The organism is Microbacterium sp. cf046, from assembly GCF_900114345.1.
GTDB lineage: Bacteria > Actinomycetota > Actinomycetes > Actinomycetales > Microbacteriaceae > Microbacterium.
Genome location: NZ_FOZJ01000001.1, coordinates 1,288,379 through 1,306,590, shown reverse-complemented (window position 1 = coordinate 1,306,590; position 18,212 = coordinate 1,288,379). Strand labels below are relative to the sequence as shown.

The following is an 18,212-nucleotide window of genomic DNA, read 5'->3' as shown; positions in this document are numbered from 1 at the left end:
GCGAAGCACACCCAGGGGTTTGAGGCGGAGCCCCATCGAGCACCCCGGCACGACCTCCCCCGGTCGGGCCGGTCGCCCCTCCGCGCGCGGTCTGGCTCCGGAGCGTCCGCGTTCCTAGAGTGGGTGCATGTCAGAGACTCTCTCCAACCCGCTCGACGACCCTGCTGCCGACCCGTTCGAGATCGCCGCCGAGGCCGCGGACGACATCACCCGGCTCACCGGAATGCCGCGCCACGATATCGCGCTCACCCTCGGCAGCGGCTGGGGTCAAGCGGCCGAACTGATCGGCGAGACCGTCGCCACGATCCCGGCGACGGAGGTGACCGGGTTCAGCAAGCCGGCCCTCGAGGGCCACGTGGGCACGCTCCGCAGCGTCGTGACGCCCCGCGGCAAGCACGTTCTGATCATCGGCGCGCGCACGCACTTCTACGAGGGCCACGGACCGCGACGGGTCGTGCACAGCGTGCGCACCGCCGCCGCGACCGGCGCGCGCACGATGGTGCTGACCAACGGCGCGGGCGGGATCAAACACACCTGGAAGCCGGGGACCCCGGTGCTGATCAGCGACCACATCAACCTGACCGGCTCGACTCCCCTCGAGGGTGCCACCTTCGTCGACCTGACCGACCTGTACTCGGTGCGGCTGCGCGATCTCGCCCGCATGATCGACCCGTCGCTGGACGAAGGCGTCTACTGCCAGTTCACCGGTCCTCAGTACGAGACGCCCGCCGAGGTGCAGATGGCGAAGGCGATCGGCGGACACATCGTCGGCATGTCCACCGCGCTCGAGGCGATCGCCGCACGACAGGCGGGGATGGAGATCCTGGGCTTCTCGCTCATCACGAACATGGCCGCCGGCATCCAGACCACTCCCCTGAGCCACCAGGAGGTCATGGAGGCGGGGCAGGCGGCCGGACCGGTCATCTCCTCGCTGCTGGCCCGCGTGATCGGCGCGATGTGAACGCGGCGCTGGACGGCGCAGAGGGCCAGGACCAGCTGCTGCAGACCGCGCGCGCCTGGCTCGCCCAGGATCCGGATGCCGAGACACGCGCGCAGCTGCGCGCCGTGATCGAGGGGGCCGAAGCCGGCGACGGCGCGGCATCCGCCGACCTGGCCGACCGGTTCGCCGGGCGGCTCGCCTTCGGCACTGCCGGCCTTCGCGGGGAACTGGGCGCCGGCAGCAACCGCATGAACCGGGTGCTGGTCGCGCAGGCCGCCGCCGGGCTCGCGGCGTACGTACGTGAGCGTGCCGGCGCGGCGCGAACTCCGACGGTCGTGATCGGCTACGACGGCCGCCGCAACTCGGATGTGTTCGCGCAGGACTCCGCAGAGCTCTTCGCCGGCGCCGGGCTGCGGGCGATCCTCCTCCCCCGCCTGCTGCCGACCCCCGTGCTCGCGTTCGCGGTCCGGGAACTCGACGCGGATGCCGGGGTCATGGTGACCGCGAGCCACAACCCGCCGAACGACAACGGCTACAAGGTCTATCTCGGCGGCGCCGATGAGGGCGCCCAGATCGTCTCGCCCGCCGACGCCGAGATCGCCGCGCATATCCAGCGCATCGCGGATGCCGGCGATGTCGCCGCACTGCCGCGTTCGCTCGGCTACGAGATCGCGCCCGAGTCCCTCGTCGATGCGTACATCGACGCGACGGCCGCGGTGGCGCCGGCGCCCGAGGGCGCCGAGGGACTGAGGTGGGTCTACACGGCGATGCACGGCGTCGGGTGGGAGACCCTCTCTCGGATCCTCGATGCGGCCGGGTACCCGCCGCCCGTCCCGGTCGAGCAGCAGCTCGATCCGGACGGCGCATTCCCCACTGTGGCGTTCCCCAACCCGGAGGAGCCCGGTGCGATGGACCTCGCGTTCGAGACCGCGCGGAGCACGAACGCCGACCTCGTGATCGCGAACGACCCCGACGCCGACCGTCTCGCGGTCGCGGTGCCGGATCCGCACGCCGCGGGCGGGTGGCGGCGCCTCACGGGCAACCAGATCGGGCTGCTCCTGGGCTGGCGGGCCGCGCGACTCGCGCGCGAGGGCGGTGCCGGGCCGGGTGCGTCCCTCGCCTGCTCGCTGGTCTCCTCTCCCGGGCTCAAGGCCGTCGCCGACCACTACGGGCTCGACTTCCACACGACCCTCACCGGCTTCAAATGGATCTCGCGGGCCCCCGGCCTCGTGTTCGGCTTCGAGGAGGCCCTCGGCTACCTGGTGAACCCCGAGACCGTCCGCGACAAGGATGGCATCTCGGCTGCCGTCGCGATGCTCGGCATCGTGACAGAGGCGCGCGGGAGAGGCGAGAGCCTTGCGCGGGTGCTTGCGGAGTTCGACGCGACCTTCGGGTTCTTCGCGAGCGATCAGATCTCGATCCGCGTGGACGATCTCTCGCGCATCGAGCGGATCATGGCGGGCCTGCGCGAGCGGCACCCGGACTCGATCGGATCGGTCGCCGTCGACCGGATCGAGGACCTGCTCGAGGGCGTCGAGGATCTGCCGCGGGGCGACGTGCTGCGGCTGTGGATGGCGGACGGATCGCGCGTGATCGTGCGCCCGAGCGGCACCGAGCCGAAGCTGAAGATCTACCTCGACGTGCGCGGCGACTCCGTCGACGACGCGAGGGCACGGCTCACCGCCCTCACCGACGGCGCACACGCACTCCTGGACGAGGCCGGCTGACGCGCGCGTGACCCGGGCCGCGCAGGACGAGCCGACGGATGCCGAGGACGCGGCATCCGAGCTGGTTGAAAGCGCGAGCGCGACGCAGGAACCACCCGATCCGCCGCACTGGCTTCGGAAGGTCGTCCTCTTCCTGAGCGGGCAGACGATCAGCCTGCTCGGCTCGATGCTCGTGCAGTACGCGGTGTTCTGGTACCTGACGATCACGTACGAGTCCGGCGTCATCATGATGCTCGCGGCGCTGTTCGGGTTCCTGCCGCAGGCCGTGGTGTCGATCTTCGGCGGCGTCTGGGCCGACCGCCACAACCGCAAGTACCTGATCATCGTCGCCGACGCGTCGATCGCCGCCTCGACTCTCGCGCTCGCACTGGTCATGATGTCGGGGTACGACGCGGTGTGGCTCATCTTCCTCACGATGGCCATCCGCTCGGCAGGAGCCGGGATCCAGATGCCCGCCGTCTCGGCGCTGATTCCGCAGATCACGCCCACGCGCAATCTCATGCGCGTGAACGGCATCAACGGATCGATCCAGTCGGCGATGGCGCTGCTGGCACCCGCCGCTGCGGGCGCCATCTACGCATGGTCGTCGGCCGAGGCGGGCGGGACGGCATCCTCGCTGGTGCCGATCTTCTTCATCGACGTCGTGACGGCGATCATCGGGATCGGCCTGCTCGCGCTGATCCCGGTCTCGGCGATCCGGCGCGCGGGCGACGTGCCGACCGGGTATTTCGCGGATCTCGTCGACGGCGTCCGCTACGTCGCGCACCACGCGTTCGTGCGATGGCTGCTCGTGCTGTTCGCGATCATCTTCGTCCTGATCGTGGCGCCGTCGAATCTGACGCCCCTGATGCTCGTGCGCACCTTCGACGCGGGAGAGCAGCAGAACGTGATCAACCTCGCGGTGCTCGAGGTCGCGTTCAGCGTGGGCATGGTGCTGGGCGGAATCGTCGTCGCATCCTTCTTCGCCAAGCGCAGTCGCATCGGAATGATCATCGTGTCGTCCCTCGTGTTCGGCGTGCTCTCCATCGGACTGGGGCTCTCGCCGAACATCTGGCTGTACTTCGGCTTCATGTGGCTGCTCGGCCTCTCGGTGCCGTTCTTCTCGACCCCGTCGATGACGCTGCTGCAGGAGACGGTCGAACCCGAACGGCAGGGCCGCGTGTTCGGCTTCCTCGGAATCGTGATGGCTCTGGCGATGCCCATCGGCATGGTCGTGTTCGGTCCGCTCGCGGACCTCGTCCCGATCGAATGGCTCCTGGTCTCGGCGGGCGTGCTCACCTTCATCGTCGTCGGCGGCGCGGTGTGGCTGCCGGCCGGCAGGCGCGCCGTCAGCGCCGCGCGTGCGGCATCCCACGTCTCCGACCCGGCCGCCGGCGCGGCGGCGGCGGAGGCCGCCATGCACGCGAACGAACCCTCGTAGGCTCAGCACATGCTCCTGCGCGACGCGATCACCCTCCAGAACGCCTTCGTCCGCCTGGAACCGCTGACGCTCGACCACGCGGAGGAACTCGCTGAGGCGACGGTCGGCCTCGAGCACGCCTGGTACACATCCGTGCCGTCACCGGATGCGGTCGCCGCCGATATCGAGCAGCGGCTGGCGTGGCACGAGGAAGGCTCGATGAACCCGTGGGCCGTGCGACGGCTCGACACCGGCAAGGCGATCGGGATGACGACGTTCTGCGACATCGACCAGCCGAACCGGCACGTCGAGATCGGACACACCTGGATCGGCGTGGAGGCGCAGCGCACGGCCGTCAACACCGCCTCGAAGCTGCTCCTGCTCGGTCACGCGTTCGAGCGCTGCGACGCGATCGCGGTGGAGTTCCGCACGCACTGGCACAACCTCCAGTCGCGCGCCGCGATCGCCCGGCTCGGCGCCAAGCAGGACGGTGTGCTGCGCAACCACCGCATCGGCCCGGACGGATCGCTGCGCGACACGGTCGTCTTCTCGATCCTCCCGCACGAGTGGGCCTCGGTGCGGCTGGGGCTGGAGTCGCGCCTCGCCCGCTGAGCGGATGCCGCTCCTCAGCCGTCGATGACGGCGACGAGCTCGTCCAGGAAGCCCGTGAAGTCAGTCGCGCGACGTACGATCCGGTGCACGCTGTCGCGCTCGGAGAACACCTCGACGAACTGCTCGAAGACCGTCTGGAACGCCTCGCGATCGGTCTCCGAGAACGCCACCACCGCGACGACCTGCACCCGTCCCTCTCCCCACGGGATCGACGGGTCGGCGATGCCGACCGCGATCGCCGTGCGGGTCGCGGTCATGCCGATCGCGTGCGGAACGGCCAGCGCGTCGGTGAACGCAGTGGAGGAGAGCCGCTCGCGCTGGATCGTGCGCTCCACGTAGTCCTGATCGATGACCCCCTCCTCGACCAGCAGCGCGCCGAGGTGCCGGATGACCCCTTCCTCGTCGCCGTCGGCATCCAGGCCGCGGACGAACGCCGATCGCACGAAGTAGCGCTCGAGCTCCTTGCGCAGTCGCGCGAGGCGCCGGGTGCGCCGGATGCGCGCCGCCGCCGTCTGCACCCGGTCCACATCGGCGTCGGTGAGGAACGGCTGGATGCGGACGAACCGGTCGCCGGCGATCGCCGGATCGATCGTCGTGAGCACCAGGTCCGTGTCGATCGAGGCCCAGTCCGGATCGACCCGGGTCTCCACCCCCACGACCTCGATCGCCTGGCCGAGTGAGCGGTCGACCGACGAGCGCAGCAGCTCGTGCAGCTCGTAGTACCCCGGGCACACGATCGTCGCGGTGAGGAGCTGGTCGGCGCGTCGACTGCGCTCGAGCCTTCCGCCGACGTGCATCGCGATGTACGCGATCTCGTCGTCCAGCAGGGGGATGCCGAGGCGCTCCTGCAGTCCGCTCGCGATGAACACCGCCACCTCGAAGATCATCGGATACGTCGATTTGAGCGACTTGGTGAGCGGGTTGCGCGACCACGCCTGCTCGCGGGCGCGGTGCTGCAGGTTCTGCACGTGCAGGGCGAGGCGGAGGATGAAATCCTCGTGCGCGATGTCGACGAGGAACTCGACCGCGGCCGCCTCGACGACCTCGCGGACCGCCGCCTCGACCTCCGGCTCGAGCCGCGAGCGCGCGTGATCCGACGGCGCCGACGCCCCGGGTGCCACGACCCGGGTCAGCACCAGGGTCGACAGGTGCTGCAGGTCGCCCGCACCCAGCGTCACGCCGAGGTGCCGCGCGACCAGCCGCTCGAGGATCGCGGCCACCTCCTGCTGGGCAGGGCGCATCTCACCGGCGATGCCCTCGAGACCGCGATCGCGGGCGACCCGGTCGGCCGCGATCGCGATGTGCATGACGACGTCCGAGATGCCGAACTCGTTGACGAAATACCCCAGTGCGCCGAGCTCGGCGACGAGCTCCGTCTTGAAGGGTCCGAACGCGTGGGCGCCGACCGATCCCTGCCCCAGGGTCCGTCGCAGCGCCTCGAGGTCGAAGGATCCGGCATCCATCTCGTCGTGCGCCAGCTTGCTGAGCAGGCGCCGCTGCGCCATCTCGGTGCCCCGCAGCCGCGCCCGCGACGCGGATCGCTCGAGCGTCAGCTCGGTTCCACCGAGCAGGCCCCGCACGCGCGCCAGATCCGCGTCCAGGGTCGCAGTGCTGACGTGCAGGGAGTCGGCAGTCTCGAACACATCGATGCCGTCATCGGCGTCCAGCAGGGCGCGGACGAGCGTGTGCAGCCGATCGCGCGGGGTTCCGGCATCCGCCCCCGCCGTCAGTCGCAGCGCAACGCCCGCATCGGGACCGGACCGGTAGCCCTGGGGCCCGGACTCCACCGCGACCCCGTCCGGCACCCGCGCATTGATGGCCGTGACGTACGAGCGGATGCTGCGCGGTGTCACGCCGAGACCGTCGGCGAGCGTGGCGGCCGTCACCCACTCACCGTCGCGCGCGAGCAGACCGAGGAGGCGGTCCTGTCTCGCTCTGGTCACGGTGTCCCCTTGCGCATCGGTGCGGTGGTCCTTCCGCCAGTCAATCACGCGCCGCGCGCCGCGTGGCGGCCGATGCCGCCGAGCGGTACCGTGTTCTCGCCACAGAGTTGTGGCATACCTCGCAGAAGGAGTTGAGATGGCTGGAGAGCGCCCCGTAGGGGTAACGATCGTCGCTGTGATCGCATGGATCATCGGTGCCATTCAGATCGTCGGAGCAATCATCGGATTGTTCAACGGCGGCGGGATCGACGCGTGGGCGGTACTGATCGTCGGCATCTTGACGATCGCCGTCAGCCTCGGCCTGTTCCGCGGCAGCAACGTCGCCCGTATCATCATGGCCATCGTGTTCACGTTGAACCTCGTGGTCGCGGTGTGGGCCATCGTCATCGGCGTCAACTTCTGGGATCAGGTCGTCGCCGCCATCCTGGCCATCATCGGCCTCGTGTTCCTGTTCTCGAAGCGCGCGAGCGCGTTCTTCACGCAGTAGCGGCCGTCCACGAGGCCCCGATCCCCTTCCCGGGGACCGGGGCCTCGTGCTTTCCGCCCCTCCGGAAACTTGCCTGGTTGTCGGCTCTCAGCGTTTTCACAAGAATGGGCACAGGAAGGCGGGTCGATGAGGATCCTGGTGGTCTGCGGTGCCGGTGCGTCGAGCACATTCGTCGCTCAGCGCGTGCGCCATGCCGCGCACGACCAGGGTCTGCCGTACTCCGCGTTCGCCGGCACCGAGCAGTCGCTCCCGATCGACCTCGATGCGGCCGATGTCGTGCTCGTCGGTCCCCACCTCGTTCACGCGCTGGAGCGCATCGAGCGCGATGCCGCTCGCCGCGGCACCGCAGTGGTGCTGCTGCCGGCCGACATCTTCACCGATCTGGACGGCACCCGCACGCTCGCCCTGGTCCACGAAGCGGTCGGCAGGACGGGCGCAGGCGTCTCGGCCGCGCCCAGTGCCGAACAAGACGCCCGACAGGAAGAGGACTGAACATGCCCGTCACGACCCGAACCGTACGGATCGGATCCGCACATGGCCTGCACGCTCGGCCCGCGAAGCTGTTCGCACAGGCCGCGAAGGATGCCGGCATCCCGGTGACGATCGCAAAGGATGCCGGGGGCCCGGTCAACGCGGCGAGCATCCTCGGCGTGATCGCGCTGGGGATCGAGCAGGGCGACTACGTGACCCTCACCGCCGACGGCGACAACGCCGAAGTGATCCTCGACCTGCTCAGCGAGCTGCTCTCGACGGACCATGACGCGGCATGAACCGATGACTCACCTGACGGAAGGAAGACCATGACGGAGTTGCGCGGGGTGGGAATCGGCCTCGGGGTCGCTCAGGGACCGGTCGCCCGCATGGCGGAGCCGCTTCCGGCGCCGGATGACGGCCCCAGTGGGCTGAGCGGCGCCGAGGAGACGGCGCGCGTTCGCGAAGCCGTCGCGGCGGTCGCCCGCGAGCTCGAGCAGCGCGGAGCGCAGGCCGGCGGTGCCGCACAGGACGTGCTCGAGGCGCAGGCCATGATGGCCGAGGACCCGAGCCTGGAGGCCGAGATCGACACGCGCATCGGCGCTGGCAGGACCGCGGAGTTCGCGGTCTACGACGCCTTCGCCACGTTCCGCGACACGCTCACCGCGATGGGCGGCTACCTCGGCGAGCGCGCAGCCGACCTCGACGACGTCGCCCAGCGGGTCATCGCACGGCTGCGCGGCGTGCCCGCCCCCGGCGTACCGGACCCCGGCTACCCCTTCGTGCTCGTCGCGAAGGATCTCGCTCCGGCCGACACTGCACTCCTCGACCTCGACAAGGTGCTGGCACTGGTCACCACCGAAGGCGGACCGACCTCGCACACGGCGATCCTGGCCCGCGAGAAGTCGATCGTCGCCGTCGTGGGCGCCGTATCGGCGACCGGGCTGGTGGAGGGCGAGATGGTGATCGTGGATGCGGCGGCAGGAGTCGTGACGACCGAGCCGTCCGCCGAGGAGCTCGAGCGGGCGCGGAATCGCGCAGCGGACCGTGCGTCGGCCGCTGCGGCGCCGATCACGCCGGGCGCGCTCGGCGACGGGACGCCGGTGCCGCTGCTCGCGAACCTGGGCAAGCCGGAGGGCGCCGTCGAGGCGGTCGCGCTCGGCGCCGAAGGCGTCGGCCTGTTCCGCACCGAGTTCCTCTTCCTGAGCGCGAATCAGGCGCCTACCGTGGAGCAGCAGCGGGAGTCCTACACCCAGCTCCTGGCGGCGTTCCCCGGCAAGAAGGTCGTCGTGCGCGTCCTCGACGCCGGGGCGGACAAGCCCCTCGCATTCCTCAACGACGCGCACGAGGAGAACCCCGCACTGGGCCTGCGCGGCATCCGTGCGCTCCGCGCCAGCGAGGACATCCTCCGCGAGCAGCTCACCGCCCTCGCCGAGGCGGATGCCGCGACGGATGCCGACCTCTGGGTCATGGCACCGATGGTGGCGACCGTCGAGGAGACCGAGTACTTCGTCGCGATCGCCCGCGACTACGGCATCAAGACGGCAGGTGTCATGGTCGAGGTCCCCTCGTCCGCACTCCTGGCGGACCGCATCCTCGTCGACGCGGACTTCGCCTCGATCGGCACGAACGACCTGACCCAGTACACGCTCGCAGCGGACCGCCTGCTCGGCTCGGTCGCGGCGTTCCAGGACCCGTGGCACCCGGCGGTCCTGCGGCTGATCCGAGAGGTCGGCGACGCCGGCCGCATCCACGGCAAACCCGTCGGGATCTGCGGCGAGGCCGCAGCGGATCCGCTGCTGGCGGTCGTGCTGGTCGGTCTCGGCGCGACGAGTCTCTCGATGGCGCCGACCGCGCTCGCCGATGTGCGGGCATCCCTGCTCCTGTACTCCCTCGACGATGCCCGAACGATCGCCGAGGCTGCCCTGGCCGCGAACGATGCGGCCTCCGCCAGAGACGCGGCCCGCGCGGCCGCTGCTCGTGAATGAAATGGTCGCGGCTCACCCGGCCGCGACTCCGATCACCACACGCGCGGCCGATGAGGCCGCCACCCCAGAGGCCGCTCGCGCGGCCGCGAGATCCTGACAAGAAGGAGACACAGCCATGACAACGGCGTCTATGCCCACCACCGGTGGGAGCAAGGTGCGGGTCGGAGTCCAGCGCTTCGGCACGTTCCTGTCCGGCATGATCATGCCGAACATCCCCGCGCTCATCGCGTGGGGCATCTTCACTGCGTTCTTCATCGAGGTGGGTTGGACGCCGAACGCCGATCTCGCGACGATCGTCGGCCCGTTCATCCACTACCTGCTGCCGATCATCATCGCCTACACCGGCGGCAACATCGTGTACGGCATCCGCGGCGGCGTCGTCGCCTCGATCGCCGTCATGGGCGCCATCGCGGGATCGGACTTCCTGATCGCGCAATTCAACTCGACGCTGGCGGAGGGCGAGGCGCCCCTCGGACAGGTGCACATGTTCATCGGCGCGATGATCATGGCGCCGCTGGCCGCCTACACGATGAAGTGGCTCGACAGCCTGTGGGAGGGGAAGATCAAGGCGGGCTTCGAGATGCTCGTCAACATGTTCTCCGCCGGCATCTGGGGCTTCGTCATGGCCGTCGTGGGCTTCTACCCGATCGCCTGGCTGGTCAACGGACTCATGCAGGTGCTCAGCAACGCGGTGAACTGGCTCGTGGAGATGAACCTGCTCCCGCTGACGAGCATCATCATCGAGCCGGCGAAGGTGCTGTTCCTGAACAACGCCATCAATCACGGCGTGCTGACGCCACTCGGCATCCAGCAGGCATCCGAGGACGGATCGTCCATCCTGTTCCTGCTTGAGGCCAACCCCGGCCCCGGTGTCGGACTGCTGCTCGCGTTCACGTTCTTCGGCATCGGCGCCGCACGCGCGTCCGCCCCGGGCGCGGCCGTGATCCAGTTCTTCGGCGGCATCCACGAGGTGTACTTCCCGTACGCGCTCATGAAGCCGATGGTCATCCTCGCCCTCATCGCGGGCGGCGCGACCGGCGTCACCACGAACATGCTCCTCGGCGGCGCGCTGCGCGCACCGGCGGCACCAGGCAGCATCATCGCGGTTCTCGCCCAGACTGCGACCGGGTCATACTTCGCGGTCATCCTGTCGGTGGTCCTCGCCGCGGCCGTGACCTTCGTGCTCACGGCGCTCATCCTGCGGGCCTCGCGCAAGCGCGACCTCGAGGCGATGGCAGCCACGGATGACGCGTTCGGCGCGGCGATCACCCAGACCGAGGCCGCGAAGGGCAAGTCCTCCGACGCGCTCGGCGGCCTCCGCGGTGGCGCGGCGACCGCGGCGGGCGGCGGGATCGAGCCCGCCGTCATGACGGAGCGCCAGATCAAGAACATCGTGTTCGCGTGCGACGCGGGCATGGGTTCGTCGGCGATGGGCGCCAGCGTCCTGCGCAACAAGATCAAGAAGGCGGGCATCGAGGACGTCACGGTCGTCAACAAGGCGATCGCGGCTCTGGACGGCTCGGCCGACCTGGTCATCACGCAGAACCAGCTCACCGACCGGGCGCGGCAGCAGTCGCCGAACTCGGTGCACGTCTCGGTCGACAACTTCATGAACTCGCCGAGGTACGACGAGGTCGTGGATCTGGTCCGCGATCAGCACCAGGATGGTCAGTAGGTTCTGAGACCGCTGCGGGGTCGGGCGGCGCGATGCCCCCGACCCCGTGGCCTTTCATGCACTCGTCCGAAAAGAGAAAGGCAACATCATGGCACGTGACGTCCTGAGCCTCGGCCAGGTCCGGATCCACTCCGGCAGCGCGACCCGCGAAGAGGCGATGAAGGAGGCTGCCGACATCCTCCAGGCGGCAGGTGCGGTGACCAGCGCCTATTACGACGCCATGCAGCAGCGGGAGGAGACCGTCTCGACCTACATGGGCAACGAACTGGCCATCCCGCACGGCACGAACGAGACCAAGCACACGATCCTCGACTCGGCGCTGTCGGTCGTGCGCTACGACGGCGGTGTGGACTGGGGCGGGGAGCCGGTGACGTTCGTCGTCGGCATCGCCGGCAAGGGCGACGAGCACCTCGAGATCCTGTCGCAGATCGCCATCCTCTTCTCGGACGACGACGAGGTCGAGAACCTCAAGCAGGCGCAGACGCCTGAACAGCTCTTCGCGCTGGTGTCGGCGGCGGGCGTCTGATGAAGGCCGTCCACTTCGGCGCGGGCAACATCGGACGCGGGTTCGTCGGGCTGCTCCTGCACCAGGGCGGCTACGAGTTGGTGTTCTCGGATGTGGCCGCGCCGCTGGTGGACGCGATCAACGGCGCCACCGAGTACACCGTGCACGAGGTCGGCGAAGGCGGGCGGGACACAGTCGTGACCGGCTTCCGGGCGATCAACAGCGCGACCCACCCCGACGAGGTCATCGCCGAGATCGCCGGCGCGAACGTCGTGACGACTGCGGTCGGCCCCACGATCCTCAAGTTCGTCGCGCCGCACATCGTCGCCGGGCTCGCCCTGCGCGACCCGTCCTCTCCCCCGCTGCAGATCATGGCCTGCGAGAACGCGATCAACGCGACCGACCTGCTCCGCGACGAGATCGTCTCGCTCGCCGGAGATGCGTGGGATGCGCTCGCCGGGCGTGCCGTCTTCGCGAACACCGCGGTGGACCGGATCGTCCCCGCGCAGCCCGAGGGCTCCGGAGTCGATGTCACGGTCGAGCCGTTCTACGAGTGGGCGATCGAACGCCCTCCGTTCGGCGACGATCCGCCGTCGATCCCCGGCGCCCATTTCGTCGACGACCTCGCGCCCTACATCGAACGCAAGCTGTTCACCGTCAACACCGGCCACGCCGCGACGGCGTACTTCGGAGCGATCGCCGGCGTCGAGACGATCTCGGGCGCACTCTCCGACGACGGCATCGCGGCCCGGGTCGCCGCCGCACTGGCGGAGACGTCCGCACTGCTCGTGGCCAAGCACGGGCTCGACCCCGCCGACCTCGCGTCGTACCGCGAGACGATCCTGCGCAGATTCCGCAATCCGGCGCTGCCGGACACGGTGTGGCGCGTCGGCCGGCAGCCCTTGCGCAAGCTCTCCCGGCACGAACGCTTCGTCGGTCCCGCGGCCGAGGCGGCAGAGCGCGGCCTGCCGGTCGACGCACTCGTCGCGGCGATGGGCGCCGCGCTCGAGTTCGACGACGCCGAAGACGCCCAGTCGGTCGACCTGCAGCGCATCCTGCGCGAGCAGGATGCGGCATCCGTCACCGCTTCGGTGACAGGTCTGGAACCGGGTCATCCGCTGTTCCCGCGCGTGGAGGCGATCGTCGCAGCCCGGCAGGCCGAGCTCGCGTAACGTTGCGGGGGTGACCGCCCCATCGACCGACGGTGTGCCAGCAGCGCCCACGCGCCGCCGCGGCCGTCGCATCCTCGTCTGGGTGCTGGCCGCCCTCGGCGCGCTGATCGTCGCGGCCGTCGTCGGCTTCCTGCTGTGGGCCAACATCGGCGTCATGGCCGCGGAGCCCGAGGCGCTGGACGCAGTGCGCGCCGACACGGACGTCATCCTGACCGACGAGGGCGCCGCATGGGTGCTCGCCCCGGCATCCGGCGAGTCCGACACCGGGCTCGTGTTCATCCCCGGGGCCAAGGTCGACCCGCTCGCGTACGCCGCGACGTTCGTCGGCGTCGTGGAGGAGGGCGCCACCGTCGTGATCACCAAGCCGACGCTCAACCTCGCGTTCTTCGACTTCCGCCCGCTGTCGGATTTCACGCAGCTGGTGCCCGGCATCGACGACTGGTTCGTCGGCGGCCACTCGCTCGGCGGAGTTCGTGCATGTCAGCTGACCGACGGCACCGACGGACTCGTCCTGCTGGGCAGCTACTGCGTGAACGACCTGTCCGGGTCGAGCCTGGCCGCGCTCAGCATCTCCGCCAGCGAAGACGGGCTCTCCACACCGGAGAAGATCGACGGTGCGGCGCACCTGCTCCCCGCCGATACGATCTTCGTCGTGATCGAGGGCGGAAACCACGCAGGATTCGGCGCATACGGTGCCCAGGCCGGCGATGGCGAGGCGACGATACCGGATGCCGAGATCCGAGCGCAGATCACGGATGCGCTCGGGCCGTTCCTGCTCGGCGATGAGGCTTCAGTTAACAGCGGCTAACATCGAGAGGTTGTCCGGGCGCGGAAGCCCGACACGAGGACGTGTGGGAGAAGGATGCAGCAGCAACGGTATGCCGTGATCGGTGCGGGGCCGTCGGGGCTTTCGGCGGCGAGGGCGCTGCAGAAGGCGGGGATCGCGTTCGACGGCTATGAGGCCTCGCGCGGGGTCGGCGGCCTGTGGGACATCGAGAACCCGCGGTCGACCATGTACGAGTCAGCGCACCTGATCTCCTCGCGCACGACGACGCAGTTCACCGAGTTCCCGATGGACTCCACCGCCGACTACCCGGGCCACCGCACCCTGATGCGCTACTTCCGTGACTACGCGGACCGATTCGCGCTGACCGAGCACTTCCGCTTCGACACGCGGGTGACCGGGCTCGAGCAGACGGACGACGGGGGCTGGATGCTGCGGGCGGAAGGCCCCGCATCGGCGATCGAGGCGCGCTACGACGGCGTGATCCTCGCGAACGGCACGCTGGCCGAGCCGAATGTGCCGACGTTCCGCGGCGAGTTCACGGGCGAGCTGCTGCACACCAGCGCGTACAAGAGCGCCGGCCAGCTGACCGGCAAGCGGGTGCTCATCATCGGCGCCGGGAATTCCGGATGCGACATCGCGGTCGATGCCGTGCACCATGCGGCATCCGTCGACATGAGCGTGCGTCGCGGGTACTACTTCGTCCCCCGCTACCTGTTCGGCCGCCCCTCCGACACGTTGAACCAGGGCAGGCCGCTCCCCGCGCGCATCAAGCAGTTCGTCGACAAGCGCGTGCTGCGCGCGTTCACGGGCGATCCGGTGCGCTTCGGATTTCCCGAGCCGGACTACAGGCTGTACGAGTCGCATCCGATCGTGAACACGCTGATCCTGAATCACCTCGGTCAGGGCGACCTGGCCGTGCGCCCCGACGTCGAGCGATTCGACGGTCGCACCGTGCACTTCCGCGACGGCACGAGCGGCGAGTACGACATGGTGCTCCTGGCGACCGGCTACACCCTCGACTACCCGTTCGTCTCGCGGGACGCCCTCAACTGGCGCGGATTCTCTCCCCGCCTCTTCCTGAACGTCTTTCCTCCGTCGTTCAACGGGCTGTACGTGATGGGCATGATCGAGGCCTCCGGAATCGGCTGGCAGGGCCGGTACGAACAGGCGGAGCTGATCGCCGAGTACCTGTCCGCCCTGCAGAATCGACCAGCGCAGGCGCAGGAGTTCCGCCGCCGGGTCGCGTCCCAGCCCTGGCCGGACCTCACCGGCGGCTACCATTACCTCGGCCTCGAGCGCATGTCGTACTACGTGAACAAGGACGCCTACCGTCGCGCCGTGCGCGAGGCGCGGGAGTCGCTTCGCGCGCACCCGCGCGGTGCCGCGGATCGCGCAGGCGCTCGGCGTGCGGCATCCCGCCCCTCGAAGAGGACACCGGCATGAACATCGACGATGTCGTCCTGAACTTCGCACCGGGAACGCTCGTCGTCTTGAACGTCGTGCTCGGACTCATCATGTTCGGGATCGCCCTGGACACCTCCCCCGAGGACTTCAAGGTCGTCGCGCGCAAGCCCAAGCCGTTCGTGATCGCGATCCTGGCGCAGCTGGTCGTGCTGCCCGCGGTCACGTTCGCACTGACCCTTATCCTCCCGGTGACCCCGTCGATGGCGCTCGGGATGATCTTGGTGGCGTGCTGCCCGCCCGGGAACATCTCGCAGGTCCTGACTCATCGTTCGGGCGGCAACGTCGCCCTGTCGGTCTCGATGACGGCCGTGTCGAACCTCATCTACATCTTCGTGCTGCCCCTGTCGGTGGCGTTCTGGGGCTCGCTGCATCCGACCGCCCGGTCACTGCTCACGACCGTCGAGCTGAACCCGTGGACCATGCTGCTGGACATCTTCCTGATCATCGGCCTCCCGTTCCTCGCGGGGCTTGCGATCCGGGCGCGCTTCCCCGGGTTCGCTGCGAAGGTGCAGCCGTTCGTGAAGTGGTTCTCGCTGCTGGCACTCGTGGGCTTCATCGTCGCGGCGCTCGCCGGCAACTGGGCGTACTTCGTCGCCTTCCTGGGCGTCATCGTGGTCGTGGTCGCGATCCACGACGCGGTGGCGCTGGCGATCGGGTACACCACGGCGGTCGTCGGCGGGCTGGGCACGCGCGAGCGGAAGGCGATGACGTTCGAGGTCGGCATCCGCAATGCCGGTCTCGGGCTGGGCCTCGTGTTCACCTTCTTCGGCGGGCTCGGCGGGATGGCGATCGTCGCCGGCTGGTGGGGGATCTGGGACATCATCGCGGGGCTCATCGTCGCGTCCCTGTGGGCGCTGCATACGAAGCGCCGCACGGGCTCGCCCAAGGGCGATGCGTCGCGCCACGCCCTGCGGAACCGCACCGCGCCAGCCGACCCGGAGTCTGCCGCGTGAACGCCCGCGTGCTCGTCACCGGGGGCGCGGGCTTCCTCGGCTCGCATGTCGCCGCAGCGCTCGTCGGACACCCGGGCGTCGACCTCGTGGTCGCCGGTGACGTGCGGCGCCCGGAGCACCCCCTGGAGGGCGTGGTCTACGACGACTGCGATGTGACACGTTCGACCGGCCTCGTGCCGCTGATGGAGCGCCACGGTGTCACCGTGGTCGTGCACCTCGCGGCCATCGTGAGCCCCGGGCGCGACCACGACATGGAGTACCTCGTCGATGTCGGCGGCTCGCGCAACGTGCTCGAAGCGTGCATCGCGACCGGAGTGCGGCGCATCGTGGTCTCCTCGTCGGGAGCCGCGTACGGGTACCACGCCGACAATCCGGAGTGGCTCCGCGAGACGGACCCCGTGCGCGGGAACGACGAGTTCCCGTATTCGCTGCACAAGCGTCTGGTCGAAGAGATGCTCGCCGACTACCGCGAGACGAACCCGGAGCTGGAGCAGGTGGTCTTCCGCATCGGGACGATCCTCGGCCCGACGGTGCGCAACCAGATCACGGCCCTGTGGGACCGGCGGCGGATCCTGGCGGTGCGGGGTTCGGATTCTCCCTTCGTATTCGTCTGGGTCGACGATGTCGCGGCCGCCATGGCGCGTGCGGCGACGGATGGCCCGCCGGGCATCTACAACGTCGCTGGAGACGGCCGGCTGACGGTGCGCGAGATCGCCGCGAGACTCGGCAAGCGGGTCACGTCAGTGCCCGCCGGTGTGCTCGCGCTCGGGCTGCGTGTCGGCAGGATGCTACACCTCACGGTGCACGGTCCCGAGCAGATCGGCTTCCTGCGGTACCGCCCTGTGCTCGCCAACGATGCGCTCAAGCGGGACTTCGGATACACGCCCACGCGCACGAGCGCGCAGGCTTTCGACGAGTACCTGGAGACCCACCCCGGAGTCGCCCGCCGCTGATCCGCCCTGGGTCCTGCGCAGGTGCAGAAACTCCACCCGATCGGGTCGGATGTGCAGTGATCCGGGGCGTCCGGCGCCCGAAGTGATCGGACTGGTGGATTTCTGCCGACCAAGTCTGTTCCTCCCCACCTCGCCGGGCAGCGGCAGCCATCCACGCCAAGTCTCCGCGGACCGATGTCGACGCCTCTCCGCGGTTCGCTGGGGCAATGCAGCAGACCGACCGGGCGGCCGTGATTCTCAGCGCGACCTTCCTCAGCGGGCGGGCACTTGCCGCCTCTGGCCTGAGCAGACATCGCGTGAAGCTGCTCCTGGCTGAGGGAGAGCTTCTGCGGCTGCGCAACGGTCGCTACGTTCGCGGCGACGTCTGCGAAGGACTCATCCGCGCCGGACGGCTCGGCGGCCGCCTCGACTGCGTCTCGCTTCTGGCCGCCCTGGGCATCTTCGTCCGCGTCGAGCACTCCCTGCATGCTCAGTTCGACCGTGGAACCACCCGGCTTCCACCCAGGCCGCCGGAGGTGGTCGCCCATTGGAGACCGTCCGGCTCCCCGCGCAGCGCTCTCGCGTCCGACATCGTGGGCGCTCTCGCCCAGGCGTGCCGGTGCCAGGCGCCGCGCGACGCGATCGCGAGCCTCGACAACGCCTGGCACCGCGGATTCGTCGACGAGGACGACATCGCGGCGATCTTCGCTCGGCTTCCTCGCCGCTATCGCGCTCTGCGTGAACTGCTCGATCGGCGCAGCGAGTCGGGACCTGAGACGATCATGAGGCTGATGCTGCGAGGTCTGGGCTGCGATGTCCAGGTCCAGGTGGCGATTACCGGCGTGGGGCGGGTGGACCTCATCGTGGACGGGTGGCTGATCGTGGAGTGCGACAGCAGAGAGTTCCACGGCGGGTGGGAGGCGCAGAAGCGCGATCGTGCTCGCGACATCGCCGCCGCGACACTGGGCTACACCACGATCCGCCCGATCGCCGAGGACATCCTCTACCGGACCGAATCGGTGCTGGCCACGATGAAACAGGTGCTCGACAACCCTGCACGGCTCGTGCAGTCGCAGAACTCCACCGCACCGCGGCGCCGCGAGCGCCGCCGCACCGCATAGCACGCTCTTCCGCTCACATCGGTGGAGTTCTGCAGA

Annotated in this window: 17 protein-coding genes; 16 read left to right on the top strand and 1 reads right to left on the bottom strand. The window is 69.4% G+C overall.

Annotation, left to right across the window (positions count from 1 at the left end; all coding sequences use genetic code 11):
* The first annotated feature begins 127 nt into the window (after nucleotides 1–127).
* From BM349_RS05910 to BM349_RS05895, 4 genes are read left to right on the top strand one after another with little or no spacing between them, the layout of a single operon-like run.
* Nucleotides 128–961: a purine-nucleoside phosphorylase gene (locus BM349_RS05910; RefSeq protein WP_091704366.1), complete on the top strand. Its 834-nt coding sequence runs from the start codon at nucleotides 128–130 to the stop codon at nucleotides 959–961.
* Nucleotides 958–2,667 (top strand): phospho-sugar mutase, encoded by a 1,710-nt coding sequence (locus BM349_RS05905; RefSeq protein WP_254773746.1) that lies wholly within the window; start codon nucleotides 958–960, stop codon nucleotides 2,665–2,667. Before BM349_RS05910 ends, BM349_RS05905 begins: the two co-directional genes overlap by 4 nt.
* 7 nt (nucleotides 2,668–2,674) lie before the next feature.
* Nucleotides 2,675–4,087: an MFS transporter gene (locus tag BM349_RS05900; RefSeq protein ID WP_254773745.1), complete on the top strand. Its 1,413-nt coding sequence runs from the start codon at nucleotides 2,675–2,677 to the stop codon at nucleotides 4,085–4,087.
* Nucleotides 4,088–4,096: 9 nt separating this feature from the next.
* Entirely contained in the window at nucleotides 4,097–4,678 is a 582-nt protein-coding gene (locus BM349_RS05895; RefSeq protein WP_091704363.1) for a GNAT family N-acetyltransferase, read from the top strand.
* Between the two features lie 14 nt (nucleotides 4,679–4,692).
* Here the strand turns inward: BM349_RS05895 and BM349_RS05890 are convergent, their stop codons facing one another.
* A complete protein-coding gene (locus tag BM349_RS05890) occupies nucleotides 4,693–6,621 on the bottom strand; it encodes a BglG family transcription antiterminator (protein ID WP_091704359.1) in 1,929 nt (642 codons plus the stop codon).
* 136 nt (nucleotides 6,622–6,757) lie between these two features.
* Between BM349_RS05890 and BM349_RS05885 the strand changes: the two genes are divergently transcribed.
* The 12 genes from BM349_RS05885 (at nucleotide 6,758) to BM349_RS05830 (ending at nucleotide 18,176) form a co-directional block, all read left to right on the top strand.
* The gene (locus BM349_RS05885; protein ID WP_091704355.1) at nucleotides 6,758–7,108 is read left to right on the top strand and encodes a hypothetical protein; all 351 of its coding nucleotides are present in this window, start codon (nucleotides 6,758–6,760) and stop codon (nucleotides 7,106–7,108) included.
* 126 nt (nucleotides 7,109–7,234) lie between these two features.
* Nucleotides 7,235–7,600: a PTS sugar transporter subunit IIB gene (locus BM349_RS05880; protein ID WP_091704351.1), complete on the top strand. Its 366-nt coding sequence runs from the start codon at nucleotides 7,235–7,237 to the stop codon at nucleotides 7,598–7,600.
* A gap of 2 nt (nucleotides 7,601–7,602) precedes the next feature.
* Nucleotides 7,603–7,878, top strand: a complete 276-nt coding sequence (locus BM349_RS05875; protein WP_091704347.1) for an HPr family phosphocarrier protein — start codon at nucleotides 7,603–7,605, stop codon at nucleotides 7,876–7,878.
* A gap of 30 nt (nucleotides 7,879–7,908) precedes the next feature.
* The gene (gene ptsP / locus BM349_RS05870) at nucleotides 7,909–9,567 is read left to right on the top strand and encodes a phosphoenolpyruvate--protein phosphotransferase (protein ID WP_091704343.1); all 1,659 of its coding nucleotides are present in this window, start codon (nucleotides 7,909–7,911) and stop codon (nucleotides 9,565–9,567) included.
* Between the two features lie 115 nt (nucleotides 9,568–9,682).
* Nucleotides 9,683–11,242: a PTS mannitol transporter subunit IIBC gene (locus tag BM349_RS05865; protein WP_091704341.1), complete on the top strand. Its 1,560-nt coding sequence runs from the start codon at nucleotides 9,683–9,685 to the stop codon at nucleotides 11,240–11,242.
* An 88-nt stretch (nucleotides 11,243–11,330) separates the two neighbouring features.
* Entirely contained in the window at nucleotides 11,331–11,768 is a 438-nt protein-coding gene (locus tag BM349_RS05860) for a PTS mannitol transporter subunit IIA (RefSeq protein ID WP_091704339.1), read from the top strand.
* Entirely contained in the window at nucleotides 11,768–12,919 is a 1,152-nt protein-coding gene (locus BM349_RS05855; RefSeq protein ID WP_091704336.1) for a mannitol-1-phosphate 5-dehydrogenase, read from the top strand. The genes BM349_RS05860 and BM349_RS05855 overlap by 1 nt, the downstream gene beginning before the upstream one ends.
* A gap of 10 nt (nucleotides 12,920–12,929) precedes the next feature.
* Complete coding sequence (locus BM349_RS05850) at nucleotides 12,930–13,727, top strand: alpha/beta hydrolase (protein WP_254773744.1); 798 nt, start codon at nucleotides 12,930–12,932, stop codon at nucleotides 13,725–13,727.
* A gap of 54 nt (nucleotides 13,728–13,781) precedes the next feature.
* A complete protein-coding gene (locus tag BM349_RS05845) occupies nucleotides 13,782–15,149 on the top strand; it encodes a flavin-containing monooxygenase (RefSeq protein WP_091704333.1) in 1,368 nt (455 codons plus the stop codon).
* Nucleotides 15,146–16,123 (top strand): bile acid:sodium symporter family protein, encoded by a 978-nt coding sequence (locus BM349_RS05840; RefSeq protein WP_091704330.1) that lies wholly within the window; start codon nucleotides 15,146–15,148, stop codon nucleotides 16,121–16,123. The genes BM349_RS05845 and BM349_RS05840 overlap by 4 nt, the downstream gene beginning before the upstream one ends.
* Nucleotides 16,120–17,076, top strand: a complete 957-nt coding sequence (locus BM349_RS05835; RefSeq protein WP_091704325.1) for an SDR family oxidoreductase — start codon at nucleotides 16,120–16,122, stop codon at nucleotides 17,074–17,076. The genes BM349_RS05840 and BM349_RS05835 overlap by 4 nt, the downstream gene beginning before the upstream one ends.
* Before the next feature lie 206 nt (nucleotides 17,077–17,282).
* Nucleotides 17,283–18,176, top strand: coding sequence for an endonuclease domain-containing protein (locus BM349_RS05830; RefSeq protein WP_175525195.1), 894 nt, complete (start codon nucleotides 17,283–17,285; stop codon nucleotides 18,174–18,176).
* Nucleotides 18,177–18,212 lie beyond the last annotated feature (36 nt).

Excerpts from the sequence above, each read along its gene's own strand:
- BM349_RS05910 (WP_091704366.1), top strand. The coding sequence starts at position 128 with ATGTCAGAGACTCTCTCCAACCCGCTCGACGACCCTGCTGCCGACCCG.
- BM349_RS05895 (WP_091704363.1), top strand. The coding sequence starts at position 4,097 with ATGCTCCTGCGCGACGCGATCACCCTCCAGAACGCCTTCGTCCGCCTG.
- BM349_RS05885 (WP_091704355.1), top strand. The coding sequence starts at position 6,758 with ATGGCTGGAGAGCGCCCCGTAGGGGTAACGATCGTCGCTGTGATCGCA.
- BM349_RS05880 (WP_091704351.1), top strand. The coding sequence starts at position 7,235 with ATGAGGATCCTGGTGGTCTGCGGTGCCGGTGCGTCGAGCACATTCGTC.
- BM349_RS05875 (WP_091704347.1), top strand. The coding sequence starts at position 7,603 with ATGCCCGTCACGACCCGAACCGTACGGATCGGATCCGCACATGGCCTG.
- ptsP (WP_091704343.1), top strand. The coding sequence starts at position 7,909 with ATGACGGAGTTGCGCGGGGTGGGAATCGGCCTCGGGGTCGCTCAGGGA.
- BM349_RS05865 (WP_091704341.1), top strand. The coding sequence starts at position 9,683 with ATGACAACGGCGTCTATGCCCACCACCGGTGGGAGCAAGGTGCGGGTC.
- BM349_RS05860 (WP_091704339.1), top strand. The coding sequence starts at position 11,331 with ATGGCACGTGACGTCCTGAGCCTCGGCCAGGTCCGGATCCACTCCGGC.
- BM349_RS05855 (WP_091704336.1), top strand. The coding sequence starts at position 11,768 with ATGAAGGCCGTCCACTTCGGCGCGGGCAACATCGGACGCGGGTTCGTC.
- BM349_RS05845 (WP_091704333.1), top strand. The coding sequence starts at position 13,782 with ATGCAGCAGCAACGGTATGCCGTGATCGGTGCGGGGCCGTCGGGGCTT.
- BM349_RS05840 (WP_091704330.1), top strand. The coding sequence starts at position 15,146 with ATGAACATCGACGATGTCGTCCTGAACTTCGCACCGGGAACGCTCGTC.
- BM349_RS05830 (WP_175525195.1), top strand. The coding sequence starts at position 17,283 with ATGCAGCAGACCGACCGGGCGGCCGTGATTCTCAGCGCGACCTTCCTC.